Annotated in this window: 12 protein-coding genes, 1 pseudogene and 2 riboswitches; all 13 genes and pseudogenes read left to right on the top strand. The window is 27.5% G+C overall.

Annotation, left to right across the window (positions count from 1 at the left end):
• On the top strand, positions 1-746 hold a 746-nt coding region (locus ACRDDY_RS10425), incomplete at its 5' end, for a TDT family transporter (RefSeq protein ID WP_438564889.1).
• A 151-nt stretch (positions 747-897) separates the two neighbouring features.
• Positions 898-997: riboswitch (purine riboswitch) on the top strand.
• A 159-nt stretch (positions 998-1,156) separates the two neighbouring features.
• The gene (add, locus tag ACRDDY_RS10420; protein ID WP_438564888.1) at positions 1,157-2,149 is read left to right on the top strand and encodes an adenosine deaminase; all 993 of its coding nucleotides are present in this window, start codon (positions 1,157-1,159) and stop codon (positions 2,147-2,149) included.
• Between the two features lie 176 nt (positions 2,150-2,325).
• Entirely contained in the window at positions 2,326-3,294 is a 969-nt protein-coding gene (locus ACRDDY_RS10415) for a lysostaphin resistance A-like protein (RefSeq protein WP_438564887.1), read from the top strand.
• 12 nt (positions 3,295-3,306) lie between these two features.
• Positions 3,307-4,029, top strand: coding sequence for an ABC transporter ATP-binding protein (locus ACRDDY_RS10410; RefSeq protein ID WP_438564886.1), 723 nt, complete (start codon positions 3,307-3,309; stop codon positions 4,027-4,029).
• The gene (locus tag ACRDDY_RS10405) at positions 4,022-5,599 is read left to right on the top strand and encodes a putative ABC transporter permease subunit (protein ID WP_438564885.1); all 1,578 of its coding nucleotides are present in this window, start codon (positions 4,022-4,024) and stop codon (positions 5,597-5,599) included. Before ACRDDY_RS10410 ends, ACRDDY_RS10405 begins: the two co-directional genes overlap by 8 nt.
• 31 nt (positions 5,600-5,630) lie before the next feature.
• Positions 5,631-5,732 (top strand): annotated as a pseudogene (locus ACRDDY_RS10400) (DNA-binding response regulator); the annotation flags it as partial.
• Positions 5,733-5,858: 126 nt separating this feature from the next.
• On the top strand, positions 5,859-7,250 hold the full coding sequence (locus ACRDDY_RS10395; RefSeq protein ID WP_438564884.1) for a glycoside hydrolase family 1 protein: 1,392 nt from the start codon (positions 5,859-5,861) through the stop codon (positions 7,248-7,250).
• 147 nt (positions 7,251-7,397) lie between these two features.
• A complete protein-coding gene (locus ACRDDY_RS10390) occupies positions 7,398-8,690 on the top strand; it encodes an enhanced serine sensitivity protein SseB C-terminal domain-containing protein (protein ID WP_438564883.1) in 1,293 nt (430 codons plus the stop codon).
• Positions 8,691-8,746: 56 nt separating this feature from the next.
• Positions 8,747-8,829, top strand: a riboswitch (cyclic di-GMP riboswitch).
• Between the two features lie 249 nt (positions 8,830-9,078).
• On the top strand, positions 9,079-9,780 hold the full coding sequence (locus ACRDDY_RS10385; protein WP_438564882.1) for a hypothetical protein: 702 nt from the start codon (positions 9,079-9,081) through the stop codon (positions 9,778-9,780).
• 158 nt (positions 9,781-9,938) lie between these two features.
• Positions 9,939-10,712, top strand: coding sequence for a uridine phosphorylase (gene udp, locus ACRDDY_RS10380; RefSeq protein WP_438564881.1), 774 nt, complete (start codon positions 9,939-9,941; stop codon positions 10,710-10,712).
• Positions 10,713-10,950: 238 nt separating this feature from the next.
• Positions 10,951-12,141 carry a phosphopentomutase gene (deoB, locus tag ACRDDY_RS10375; RefSeq protein ID WP_438564880.1) on the top strand — a complete coding sequence of 397 codons (1,191 nt, stop codon included), beginning with the start codon at positions 10,951-10,953 and terminating at the stop codon, positions 12,139-12,141.
• Positions 12,142-12,335: 194 nt separating this feature from the next.
• The gene (locus tag ACRDDY_RS10370; RefSeq protein ID WP_438564879.1) at positions 12,336-12,881 is read left to right on the top strand and encodes a sigma-70 family RNA polymerase sigma factor; all 546 of its coding nucleotides are present in this window, start codon (positions 12,336-12,338) and stop codon (positions 12,879-12,881) included.
• A 132-nt stretch (positions 12,882-13,013) separates the two neighbouring features.
• A complete protein-coding gene (locus ACRDDY_RS10365) occupies positions 13,014-13,598 on the top strand; it encodes a hypothetical protein (protein ID WP_438564878.1) in 585 nt (194 codons plus the stop codon).
• Positions 13,599-13,903 lie beyond the last annotated feature (305 nt).

The raw sequence follows: 13,903 nt of genomic DNA, 5'->3' as shown, positions 1-13,903 counted from the left end.
TTATGTATCCATTTGCACCAAAGATTTGTACAGTTTTATGGTTAGCCGGTGTAGTTTGGCATTATTTTATAGTAATTTTATATACATATTTAAGAATAAAAGAAAGAGATTTCAAAAATGTATTACCAACAGCATTTATCGTTTACACAGGAATGATTACAGGTTCAATTGCTAGTAAAGGAATTGTAGGAGTAGAACCAATTGCTAAGTTTATGTTATTATTTGGATTTATATTCTATACAGCATTATTACCAGTTGTATTATACATAGTATTTAGAAGTGAGAAAATTGCAGATCACCAAATTCCTAGTATTGGAATTATATGTTCACCAGCACCACTTGGAGTTGTAGGAATGCTTACTTTATATAAACATCCAAATCCAATTATGTTATGGTGGTTAATAATCACAGGATTACTTTTATTACCAGTAGTTTATGGTTATATTATTCAAGAGTTTAAAAAAGGATTTAAACCAACACACGCAACATTTACATTCCCACTTGCTATAGGAACACTTGCAAGTTATAAATTAGGGTTTTATTATGTAGGACTTGGATATGCACATTTAGGACATTTCTTTACTTTCCTTGGAAATGTTGAAATATTTATAACAAGTTATGTAGTATTTAAAGTATTATTTAATTTCTTAAAAATGTTTGTAAAAGCATTAAGTCCAGAGGTCGAAGCAAAACTTGAAAAAGAAATGGAGACTGCAGGAGAAGTATTTGCAGAAGAAGCTCAATAAGAGTTAAGAGTGAATAATTAATGAAAAAATTCGCTTAAGCAAACTTTAGATAATAAAGAAAAACCGAATTGGCAAAGCCAATTCGGTTTTTCTAACTACTAACTATTAACAAAAAAGTTGTTGAATTTTTTTGGATTTATGGTATATTAATAAGAAAATGAAAAAATTTTTTTGTATAATCCCTATGATATGGTTAGGGAGTTTCTACCAAGAGCCTTAAATTCTTGATTACAAAGATAATAAGATTATTATGTCTTGTTATCTTTGTAATCAAGAATTTTTTTTGCTTTTAGATTAAAATTAGTGCACGAATTTTAAAAGGATGGGGCTTTTAGTAGAAGAATTGAATTTGAAAAAATAATGAAATAATAATTTGAAATATATATGCTAATTAAAAGAGGAGAAGAAATATGAATTTAAAAGAATTACCTAAAGTGGAGTTGCATTGTCATTTAGATGGAAGTGTAAGAATTGATACAATTATTGATTTAATGGAAAAAGAGGGAATGAATTTAGAAGGATTAAGTAGAGATGAAATTGAAAAAAGACTTATGGTTTCTGAAGATTGTAGAAGTCTTGTTGAGTATTTAGAGAAGTTTGAATTACCTTTAAAGCTTATGCAAAGAAAGGAAAATTTAGAGAGAATAACCTATGAACTTATGGAGGATGCATCTAAGGAGAATATAAAATATATTGAAATAAGATTTGCGCCAATTCTACATATTGAAAAAGGACTAGCTTTAAAAGAGATAATAGAAAGTGTTATTAAAGGTATGAAAAGAGGGGAAAAAAATTTCGATATAAAAGGAAATTTAATTCTTTCTATTCTTAGACATATGGATAAAAAATATGCAATGCCAGTTATTGAAGCAGGAAAAGAATTTATAGGAAAAGGTGTTGTTGCCATAGATTTAGCAGGAGCTGAAAATGAAGGGTTTGTAGATGATTTTGTTGAAGAGTTTAAAGTTGGAAGAGATTATGGATATAATGTTACTATTCATGCTGGAGAGACAGGCTTTAGTACAAATGTAATAGAAGCTATAGAAAAATTAAAAGCTACAAGAATTGGACATGGTATTGCAATTATGAAAGATGAGAAAGCATACAATCTTGTAAAAGAAAAGAATATAGTTTTAGAAATGTGCCCTAAAAGTAATGTTCAAACAAAGGCTATAGAGAGTTATGAAAATCATCCTATAAAAAAATTATTAAATGATGGAGTAAAAGGTTGTCTTTGTACTGATAATAGAACAGTTTCTAATTTAATTTTAACTGATGAATTTTCAAATGGAGAAAAAGTTTTAGGGCTTAATGAAAAAGAGTTTAATGAAATTTATAGAAATGGAATAGAAGGGGCTTTTTGTAGTGAGGAAGAGAGAGCAAAGTTAAGAATTAAGAATTAAGGGAAAAGTTCGCTTGGATGAATTTTGGAAGTTGAAAAAACTGGATTGGCTTTGTCAATCCAGTTTTATTCATTACTAATTTTAAATTTCAAATTACAATATCATTCACCAAAATTTAACATAATTTCAAGCCAAACTAGGATATAATTTACATATTAATAGGAGGTTTTGAAAAAATGTGGAAATATGTTAAGTCCATTTTGTTTGCAGTTTTGGTTTATTTATTTTTTAATATTTGTTTTGCAGTTGTTCAAATTGCTGTTATGGTTGGTTTTCATATTAATCCTTATTTGGAAATTGAACAGGCTACTACTAAGGCGGTGGCTATTTCTATGGGAACTCAAATTAGTGTAATTGCTATGTGTGCTGATATTTTTGCAGTTTTATGTGCTTTTATAATAATTCAAATTTTTACAAAGAATAAATTTAAGAATATTATAAAGCCAATAAAGTTTGAGAAAAGAAAGCTTGGGGTTGTAGTTCCAGTTGGTGTAGGATGTTCTTTGGTGGTTGGAGTTATAGCAAGTGCTTTAGCAGCACCATTTTTTAGTGATCCACAGATAGCAAAGATGTTTTCAAATATGATAACACCTATATCTATAATTGGAACCGTTATTATAGCGCCAATTGCTGAAGAAATAATATTTAGAGGAATTTTATTTAATTTTATAAGAAAGAGAACTGGAAATGTTATATTTGCAATTATTATTTCTTCAGTAACTTTTGGGATAGCTCATGGAAATGGCGACCAAGGAATCTATGCAGCTTTACTTGGAATATTTTTAGCACTTATATATTTGTATACAGGTTCAATATTTGGAGATATTTTAGTTCATATGATTGCAAATGGAACTACAGTATTTCAAACAGTTCTAATAGAAAATCTTAAAGGAAGTGCGTATGACAAGTTTAATGTTGATATAGTTTGGATACATGTGTTTATTGGTATTGCAGCTTGCTTATTTGCATGGTATTTTTATAAAAAACAGACTACAGGAAAAATTAAAAAAGGATTTTTTAAAAGTGCAGTAGTTTTATGTACAATAGGAATTGTTTGTATTGTGTGTACAGGTTTTATTCCAAATAAAACAAATACAAAAGCAACACATAAAAGTGTAACAGTATATCAAGAGAAGAAAAGTTAAGAGGAGAAAAGAATGATTAAAATAACAGACGTTACAAAGAAATATGGCAGTAGTAATGCTGTAGAAGTTATGAACTTAGAGATTAAAGATGGAGAAATATTTGGACTTTTAGGTCCTAATGGAGCAGGAAAAACTACTACTATAAAAATGATAACAGGAATTACGTCTATAAGTGCAGGTGATATTGATATAAATGGTTTTGATATTACAAAAAAACCTTTAGAAGCTAAAAGACAGTTTGGATATGTACCTGATAGTCCTGATATGTTTTTAAAGTTTACAGGTATTGAATACGTTAACTTTATGGCAGATGCCTATAATGTTTCTAAAAAGGAGAGAAAGGCTAGAATTGAAACTCTTTCAAAAACTTTTGAAATGGAACACGCTTTAGGAGAAACTATTAGTAGTTATTCTCATGGAATGAGACAAAAGATTGTTATAATTGGTGTATTAGTCCATAATCCAAGAGTTTGGATTTTAGATGAGCCTTTAACAGGACTTGATCCAAAATCAGCATATATATTAAAAGATATGATGAGAAAACATGCAGATGAAGGAAATTCAGTTCTTTTTTCAACTCATGTATTGGAAGTTGCAGAAAAGGTTTGTGATAGAGTTGGAATAATAAAAAAAGGAAAACTTATTTTTGTTGGAACTTTAGAGGAACTTAAAGATAAATTTACAGAAGATGAGTCTTTAGAAAAAATATTCTTGGAGATGACAGAAAATGAGTAGAGTTTTTTTATTACTTAAATATTATCTTAAAATGCCAAAGACAAAAGGAAAAGTTAAAATGCCTACATGGGTGCGGTATTTAATCTTTGTAATAGTTATTTTGATGCTTTCAGCAAGTTATGCAGGAGCAGTAGGGGCAGGATATGGAATATTAGAAAAGTTAGGACAAGAACATGTACTGTTAGAACTTATTTTAGTTTCAGGAAGTGTTATAACTTTAATTATTGGATTTTTTAATGTTATAAATACATTTTTCTTAGCAGAAGATACTGAAATGTTTCTGCCATTACCGTTTAAAGGGAGTGAAATTGTTTTTAGTAAACTTATTTCAACACTTGCATATCTTTATATTTATTCTTTAATAATAGTATTACCTCTTATAGCTTATGGAGTAGCTTCAAATGCAGGATTTATATTTTATGTATATGTAGTTTGTGCTTATATTTTTAATCCAATTATACCAATGATATTTGCATTTATAATTTCAAATATATTAATGAGAGTATTGAATTTAAGTAAGCATAAAGATGCTATCAAAATTGTATTTACAATAGTATTAATTGCATTAGTAGTTCTTGTAAATATAATTTTTAAAGGAAATGATATAGGAAAACAAGCAGCTGATATAGTAATGACAAAAGGGATGATAATTAAAGTAATATCATTTGTATTTATAAATGTTAAACTTGAATCACTAGCATTGGTTTCATATGGAAGTATATCAGGGATATTAAATATTTTAGAAGTACTTTTAGTAGTTGTAATTTTATCAGCAATATTATATTTTGTTTCAGAAAAAATGTATTTAAAAAGTATAAAAGCATCAACAGATGAAAAGGATAAAAAGAAAAGTGGAAAGATTATAATAAAAGAAACTTCAATATTAAGAGCTTTAATTATGAAAGAATTTAAAGTTGTGTTTAGAACACCAACATTTTTAATAAATAGTGTTGTAATGCTTTTTTATGTTCCAGTTATATATATTTTTATGATATTCTCAAACTCATTAAGTAGTCCATATTGGCACTTAGGATTCTTAGTTGTTGGTGCATCAACAATGGCAATAATGATAGGAATGTCTAGTGGTTCTGCTGCAAGTACTGCATTAAGTCGTGAAGGAGATAATATTTTAGTATCAAAATATATCCCAGTAAGCTATAAAACTCAAGCTTTAGCAAAAGTTATATCAAGCTTTTTAATAAATTCTTTAATAATTTTACTTGGAATAGGAATCTTAATTTTTGAAAAAGTAGGAGTAGAAATATTTATATTAAGTTTTATAATTCAAATCTTAAGTTGTTTTTTAGTCACTATTATTGGAGTTTTTACAGATTACTTAAGTCCTAAAATTGTATGGGAATCGGAAAAAAATCTTTACAAAGGAAATTTTAAGAACTTTACAAATATAATAGTAGGAGCAATTGTAGGGGGAATAATATTAGCGTTAGCTTTTGTAATTAAGAGCACAATAATAGTATTTATTTTAAATGCAGTTATATTATTAGTTTTAATAGGAATAACAGGAATTTTACTAAATAAAAAAATAGTTAAAACTTATGAAAGTCTTTAAAAGGTGGCATTATACCACTTTTTTATTTTAAGGAACTATAAAAAATAATATTACGGGAATATTAAACAAATTAGAGTTAAGAGATAGAACTCAAATTGCAATATTTGCATTTAAAAATGGAATTATATATTAATTATTGAAGTAGTGGAAAAAATAAAGGTTAAGTGTAATTTAGGCTTTATTTTTTTTATAAATATAGACAAAGTGATAGAAAATATTTTATAATTTGCTTGTATAAATATGTAAAGGGGTTGTTTTTATGGAAATAAAGTATAAGTTTCCAAAGGGATTTTTATGGGGGTCTGCAACATCAGGACCACAATCAGAAGGGAGCTTTAACAAGCCTCATAAAAGTGTCTTTGATTATTGGTTCTCTATAGAACCAGAAATATTTTTTGATAATGTAGGACCAGAGGTTACGTCAAACTTCTATAATAGCTATAAAGAAGACATAAAAATGCTAAAATCTATAGGTCTTAATTCTTTTAGAACATCAATTCAATGGACAAGACTTATAAAAGATTTTGAAACAGGAGAACCAGATTTAGATGGAGTAAATTTTTATAACAATGTTATAGATGCTTGTTTAGAAGAGGGAATTATTCCTGTTATGAATCTACATCATTTTGATTTGCCAGTAGAGCTATATGAAAGGTATGGTGGATGGACTTCAAAACATGTAGTAGAACTTTTTAGAGTTTTTGCAGAAACAGCATTTAAGCTTTTTGGAGATAGAGTTAAATATTGGACAACGTTCAATGAGCCAATAGTAGTTGTTGAAGGTCAATATCTTTATGGATTTCATTATCCAAAGCTTGTAGATGGAAAAAAAGCTGTACAATGTCTTTATAATTTAAACTTAGCATCAGCTAAGGCAATAGAAACATATAGAGAATTAAAATGTGATGGAGAGATAGGAATAGTTTTAAATCTTACACCATCATATCCAAGAGATAAAAATAATGAAGAAGATGTAAGAGTTGCAAAACTTGGAGATGACTTCTTTAATAATTCATTTTTAGATCCAGCAGTGCATGGAATTTTTCCAGAAAATTTAGTTAAAGTTTTAAGGGAAGACAATGTATTATGGGAAACTACAGAAGAGGAATTAAATATAATAAAAAATAATACAGTTGATTTTCTAGGAGTAAATTATTATCAACCAAGAAGAATAAAGCCTAGAGAAACTGAATTTGATAATAGCAATGGGTGGATGCCAGATAAATATTTTGAAATGTATGAAATGCCAGGAAGAAGAATGAATCCTTATAGAGGATGGGAAATATATCCTGAAGCTATGTATGATATAGCTATGAATATAAAAGAAAATTACAATAATATTCCATGGTATATTTCAGAAAATGGAATGGGTGTTGAAGGCGAAGAAAGATATATAAATAAAGACGGAAAAATAGAAGATGATTATAGAATAGATTTCTTTAAAGAACATTTAGAGTATCTTCATAAAGGTATAGAAGAAGGCTCAAATTGCTTTGGATTTCATTCATGGACACCAATAGATTGTTGGTCATGGTGTAATGCATATAAAAACAGATATGGATATATAAGTTTAGATTTAAAAACTTTAGAGAAAAAAGTTAAAAAATCAGGTGAGTGGATAAAAGAAGTAGCTCAAAATAATGGATTTTAAATAAGTAAGACTAATATGGACGTAAATATACGGACATATTAGTCTTTTTTTACTTTATGATAAAAATAAAAAATTATGGAATTGTAAGGAAAAAAATAACACTATATGGTAAAATGTTATTAAAAAGCAAATAAAAGGGGTAAAATAATGCAAGAAGCCTTAAAAGATAAACTTGATGAAATATTAGTAGATAAAAATATTACTAAAGAAGAGTTAAAGAAATTTCAAATACAAGAGATTATTTTTTTAATGTTTAAAGCACAAGTCTGTAAAAATGAAGAGGCATTTAAAGGTGTAGATTTTAAAGAAAAAATAAAGTTATATATTGAGATAATAACTGAAAAGATAATAGAGAGTAATGAGCTATACATAGCTTATAATAAGGTTACAGGATACCCACATACTGATTATGAGAAAAGAGCATGGATATTTTCAGAAAAGGAGTATGGTGTGTTTGCAAAGAAACATTTTGAGGAAACAGGATTAATATTGGATATAAAACTGTTAAATAATGATGAGGTTATAAAAAGTTTTAGTGAATTTTATAGACTTGGAATAGAAGGTGTAGTAATAGATAATGGGCAATATACTATAAATTTAGAAAGAGAAAAAGTGATACCGCCTATGGACTATACAGGTTTTTCTGAGAAAGATATACCAACAACTAATCCTAAATTATTTTATAGTATGATGAGGTTCAAACAGGAAATTGATAATAAAAAAAATAATTATGAAGGAAAAAATAAAGTAGTATCATATTTAGAAAGAGAAATGATTAAAGAGATACTTAGAGGCAAGTATTTAATTCCAGTAATAAAAAAAGAGGAACTGAAAGTTGAAGGAAGAGTTTTTGTGAAGAAAAATAATGATATTCATTATGGAATATTAACTGATAATAAAGGGAAAGAGTTTCAACCATTATTTACAGATTGGATAGAATTTAAAAAAAATTATGATACATCTGTATGGGAAGGAAAAAAATGTAGCTATCGTGAGGTAATTTCATTTATGAGTACTAAAAAAAATATAGTTATAAATCCATTTGGACTAAAAATTCAAATAGATAGTGAGAATAAAAAGAAAATAGAGAGTTTTGAAAGAAGCTTAGTAAAAAAAGATAAAGAGAAAAATATATCAATGAAAATTGGTGAGCCGTTAGAAAGTCCAATAGAGATGATAGATGAATTAGTAGGGTATATGAAGACTGTAAAAGGTATAAAAAGAGCTTACTTAAGATATGTAACAATGGGAAGAGAAGAAAATTATTTAATTATAGTAGATATAGAGAAGAATAAAGATAACGTATTTAGAGAAATAGAGGATATTTATAAAAAATATATAAAAGATATTTCATTAGAAATAACTGAAAAAATAAGTTTTAGAGAAAGCTTAGATAAAATAACACCATTTTATAAAAAGAAAAAGTTTGGAATTTTTTAAAAAAACTTTAAAAATATATTTACAAATTATTAAATATATGTTAATATTTGGTTGTAGAATAAAATAGGCAAATTTAGAGAAATCTAATGACGCAAAACTATAGGGACTAAAGTTTTTACTATGTCAGCCAGTTGCCAAAGAGTGTATACTTTTTGTTTTTAAACGTATATAGCCGTATATGTGTTTATCAGTAAGTTACTCTATGGTTGAGTAACTTTTTTAATGCAATTTATGGGTTAGAAAAAATAGGGTGAAAATTAGTCAGATTTTTAAATTATACCCCATATACCAAGAGGTCAGCAAAGTTTTTGCTGGCCTTCCCCATTTTTAATGAATAAATAAGAAAAAAAAGCAAAAACTACTAAATATTATGTTTAGGAGGGTTTTTATGAAAAAAATAGTATTAATGATGAGCTTGTTATTAGGAGTAACAATTGTTTCTTGCGGTGATATAAATATTACATCCAAAACTAATTTAACAGAAAAAAATGGAGTTAATTTTTCTTTTAAAGTAATGTATGATCAAAGTGTAGGAAATGCTATAAAAAATGATTTCATGCAAGGTCAGTTGGAAATGAATAATCTACATATAGATAAATATATAGATGGAAGTAAGACGGTAGAAGAGATAAATATAAAAGCTAAATCTATAAGTGAATTTGACACAAACGAGAATATAAAAAAAGTCTTAAATTATAGAATAAATAAAAAAGATTATTTTTATAAGTCGGTGTACATAGTAGAAGTAAGACCAGGAACAGCAGTTTTTGATATTGAAAAAAAATATGAAAAAGAAATAGATAAAGAAATTATAAGAAATATTCCATTTTCCAATATAATTACGTTTGATGGTAAATTATTAAACACAAATGCTCAAGAAGTAGTAAGTCCAAATGAAGTTAAGTGGAATTATAAAGTTGGAATATTAAGTAATAGTACTAATATGATGTTAGAATATGAAATATTGTCTATATGGAAACCTATAGTTTTTCTAATAGGAATAATAATAGTAATTATAATAATTGTTTTATTGATGAGGGAAAGAAAAAAGAAAAAGAAAAGTATTATAGAAAAGACTGATAAATATTAAAAAAAGAAAAAGTTTTAGGGGTTTCCTTAAAACTTTTTTAATATTATTTAAAAAAACTTGAAAACGATTGCTAATATAGACATATAATGATATTATAAAAATGTACTAAATTTTTAGACAAGTTATAAAATTTATATAGCTTTTTAGGAGGAATAGTAATGATTTATTCAGAAGGACAAAAAGAATATCATATAGATGTGGCAAAAGGAGAAGTTGGTGAGTATGTAATACTTCCAGGAGATCCTAAGAGATGTGAAAAAATAGCTAAGTACTTTGATAATCCAGTACTGGTAGCTGATAATAGAGAATATGTAACTTATACAGGATATTTAGATGGAGTAAAGGTAAGTGTTACTTCAACTGGAATTGGAGGACCATCAGCAGCAATAGCATTAGAAGAACTTGTTAAATGTGGTGCAAAAACATTTATAAGAGTTGGAACTTGTGGTGGAATGGATTTAGAAGTTAAAGGTGGAGACTTAGTTGTAGCAACTGGTGCTATAAGAGCAGAGGGAACATCAAGAGAATATGCGCCTATAGAATATCCAGCAGTTGCAAACCTTCAAGTTGTAAATGCATTAGTAAAAGCAGCAGACGATGCGAAGGAAAATTATCATGTTGGAGTATGTCAATCAAAAGATTCATTTTATGGACAACATACGCCAAGTGATAAACCAGTAAGTTATGATCTTGAAAATAAATGGGAAGCCTGGATAAGATGTGGGGCTTTAGCATCAGAAATGGAAGGAGCTGCATTATTTATAGTAGGAAGCTTCTTAAGAGTAAGAGTTGGTGCTATATTCCTAGTAATGGCAAATCAAGAAAGAGCAAAGAGAGGATTAGACAATCCAGTTGCACATGATACGGAAGTAGCTATTAAAGTTTGTGTTGAAGGAATTAGGAATTTAATTAAGCAAGATAAAGGGAATTAAGAATGAAAAATTAAGAATTAGGGGAATCGCAGGCGATTCTTTTGGATAGCTCAAAATTTATCTGACGGTAAATTTTATTGTAAGGAAGGATTCTGAGTCTAGAAGTAAGAGTTTTTAATTTAGAGTGAGAGATTAGGAGTTAATGGAAATTGTAAGTGATTATTTTATGGCAAGGAGTTTTAGCAACTCTTACCTGTTATCTATTAACTCTTAACTAAAGAAGTTGGAGGAAAAAGACATGGAAAAGTATAATAGAGTATTTATTATAGTAATAGATTCATTAGGAATTGGAGAGTTAGAGGATTGTAAGCAATTTGGAGATGAAAATGTTGATACATTAGGTCATATTGCTGAATCAGTTGATAGTTTTAATATTCCAAATTTACAGAAGTTAGGGTTAGCTAATCTTCATAAAATTAAACATGTTGATGCTATTGAGAAGCCATTAGGTTATCAAATGAAAATGAAGGAAGCTAGTAATGGAAAAGATACTATGACTGGACATTGGGAAATGATGGGGCTTCATATAACTAAGCCTTTCCAAACATTTACTGATACAGGATTTCCACAAGAGCTACTAGATGAGTTATCAAGAAGAACAGGTCATGGAATAGTTGGAAATAAGAGCGCTAGTGGAACAGCTATATTAGATGAACTTGGAGAGCACCAAATGAAAACTGGAGATATGATAGTTTATACATCAGCAGATTCAGTGTTACAAATTTGTGGACATGAAGAAACTTTCGGTTTGGATGAGTTATATAGATGTTGTGAAATTGCTAGAGAATTAACTATGAAACCAGAATGGATGGTAGGAAGAGTTATAGCAAGACCTTACTTAGGAGAAAAAGCTGGTGAGTTTAAAAGAACTAGTAATAGACATGACTATGCATTAAAACCATATGGTAAGACTGCATTAGATGTATTAAAAGAAAATGGACTTGAGATTATTTCAGTTGGAAAAATCAAAGATATATTTGATGGTGAAGGAATAACGGAAGGAAATAGTTCAAAAAGTTCAGTTCATGGAATGGAACAAACAATAGAAATTGAAAAGAGAGATTTTAAAGGAGTATGTTTTGTAAATTTAGTTGATTTTGATGCTCTTTGGGGACATAGAAGAAACCCACAGGGATATGCAGAAGAATTAGAAAAGTTTGATATAAAACTTGGAGAATTCTTAGATGGAATGAGAGACGATGATTTATTAATAATCACAGCAGATCATGGTAATGATCCAACTTATAAAGGAACAGATCATACAAGAGAGCATGTACCATTCTTAGCTTATTCACCTTCAATGAAAGAAGGAGCTATATTAGATACAGTAGATACATTTGGGACTATAGGAGCAACTATTGTAGATAACTTTGGATATAAAATGCCAGAAAATACAATTGGGAAATCAGTTTTAGATAAATTAAAATAATTAGGAAAACTCGCTTAGGCGAGTTTTTTATTATAAATTTTAAAAAAGAATAATAGAAATTAGAGTTTAAAATTTTAGACTTTAATTTTTTTTTTGAAAAATTGAAAGATTTTTCATTAATATACGATTATATAAGTGAAAAGTAAATTTACTTTAAAAAAGCTTTTGAAAAATTAAAAGGGAGGAATCCGTTTTTGGAAAATGAGAATTTAATAGAGAGATTAAAAATGGGAGATAAAGAAGTAATTAAGATAGCTATTTCTATGTATTCTAATCTTGTATTTAAAGTAGCTTATAGCATTCTTTCAAATAGAGAGTTATCAGAAGAAGTAGTAAATGATGTATTTCTGAAAATGTATTTAAATATAGACAAATTTAATGGGGATATGAATAGATTTAAAAATTGGCTTTGTACCATTAGTAAATATACAGCAATAGATAAAGCTAGAAGAGAAGAAAAATATAAAAATTCAGTAGATATAGAAAATGTGAATCTATGTGGAAAAGAAGATATTTTAGATTCAGAAATAAAAAGAGAAGAATTTGAAAAGGTTAGAAATTTTATAAATGAAATGAAAAAAGTTGATAGAGAGATATTTATACGAAGGTTTTATAATGATGAAAAAATTAGTAGTATAGCAAAAACTGTTCATATGAGTGAGAATGCAGTAACCCTTAGAATTCTTAGAGGTAGAAAAAGGATGAGTGAATTTTTAGAAGGAGGAAATATTAATGGGTAAAGATTATTTAGATAATATTGAAGAATTTAATACAGAAAAGTTACCGGATGTAAATTTAAATGAAGATGAGATAAATAAAGTAAAAAAAATGTTTTAAAGGTACTAAAGTTACTTAAAGAAAAAGAAAATGGAATGGCTTTTGAGATAAGTGTAGAAGAAGCTATGAAGATAAGAGGGGCTATTGGAAGTAGTGCTGAAAAGAAGGTTTTTGGTGTAGAAAATACAAAGCTTATGAGAGCCTTAATAACTGAAGAAGTAAAAAAGAAATATGGTATAGAAAAAAGAGATATAGTCTATGAATATTATACTAGAATGCCTGGAGAAGCGTATTGGTTTTGGAAAGCTACTGTATATTACGAAATTATTATAACGAAAAATAAGGTTTTAATGATTGGGTTTGATGCAGACGTAAATATTACAATAGAAAAATATTTAGAGCTAAAAGAAATAGAAGCAGCAGGTTTGGTAATTAAAGAAGGTGAAAAAAGCATAATAGGTAGGGACGCTTTTGTAATTCAATTAGTTGATGGAACTAGATTTTATATAGATTATAAAGATAATGATATGAGAAATGAGACTAAAGAATTAATGAATAATATAAGTAGATTAGGTGTCAAAGATATTAAAAGTGAAGCGAAGAAGAATAATAGAGCTGTAATATTATTTTATATTATTACAATAGCAATAGGAATTGGATTAGTATATTCGTTTTTATAAAAATTTTGTATAAATGAGTGTTGATGTATATTTTTACAATAGCTATAATAGCATATGTTTTATGTGATTTTATAAAGAAATATTTATAAATAAAATTCAAAAAATATATTGCAATAGTTTGAAAAAGATGGTATCATAATAAAAGTAGTAGAGTATACTATATCATTAAAAGAAAAGTTTTTGTATATATGTCTTTCTAAATTATTTAAAAAGATTCATTATAACAAAAAGCTATCTTTAAAATTTAGGAGGAATATATTATGACAGATAAGACAATTGTATGTAAAGATTGCGGACAAGAATTC

This window comes from Clostridium sp. (assembly GCF_051656525.1).
GTDB lineage: Bacteria > Bacillota > Clostridia > Clostridiales > Clostridiaceae > Clostridium.
Note: the sequence above shows the minus strand (reverse complement) of the source record. Positions and strands in the feature narration are given on the sequence as shown.

What these genes read in the sequence shown, in the direction of transcription:
- ACRDDY_RS10415 (WP_438564887.1), top strand. Translation starts at nt 2,326, where the DNA reads ATGTGGAAATATGTTAAGTCCATTTTGTTTGCAGTTTTGGTTTATTTA.
- ACRDDY_RS10365 (WP_438564878.1), top strand. Translation starts at nt 13,014, where the DNA reads ATGGCTTTTGAGATAAGTGTAGAAGAAGCTATGAAGATAAGAGGGGCT.
- deoB (WP_438564880.1), top strand. Translation starts at nt 10,951, where the DNA reads ATGGAAAAGTATAATAGAGTATTTATTATAGTAATAGATTCATTAGGA.
- ACRDDY_RS10385 (WP_438564882.1), top strand. Translation starts at nt 9,079, where the DNA reads ATGAAAAAAATAGTATTAATGATGAGCTTGTTATTAGGAGTAACAATT.
- ACRDDY_RS10405 (WP_438564885.1), top strand. Translation starts at nt 4,022, where the DNA reads ATGAGTAGAGTTTTTTTATTACTTAAATATTATCTTAAAATGCCAAAG.
- ACRDDY_RS10390 (WP_438564883.1), top strand. Translation starts at nt 7,398, where the DNA reads ATGCAAGAAGCCTTAAAAGATAAACTTGATGAAATATTAGTAGATAAA.
- ACRDDY_RS10395 (WP_438564884.1), top strand. Translation starts at nt 5,859, where the DNA reads ATGGAAATAAAGTATAAGTTTCCAAAGGGATTTTTATGGGGGTCTGCA.
- ACRDDY_RS10410 (WP_438564886.1), top strand. Translation starts at nt 3,307, where the DNA reads ATGATTAAAATAACAGACGTTACAAAGAAATATGGCAGTAGTAATGCT.
- udp (WP_438564881.1), top strand. Translation starts at nt 9,939, where the DNA reads ATGATTTATTCAGAAGGACAAAAAGAATATCATATAGATGTGGCAAAA.
- add (WP_438564888.1), top strand. Translation starts at nt 1,157, where the DNA reads ATGAATTTAAAAGAATTACCTAAAGTGGAGTTGCATTGTCATTTAGAT.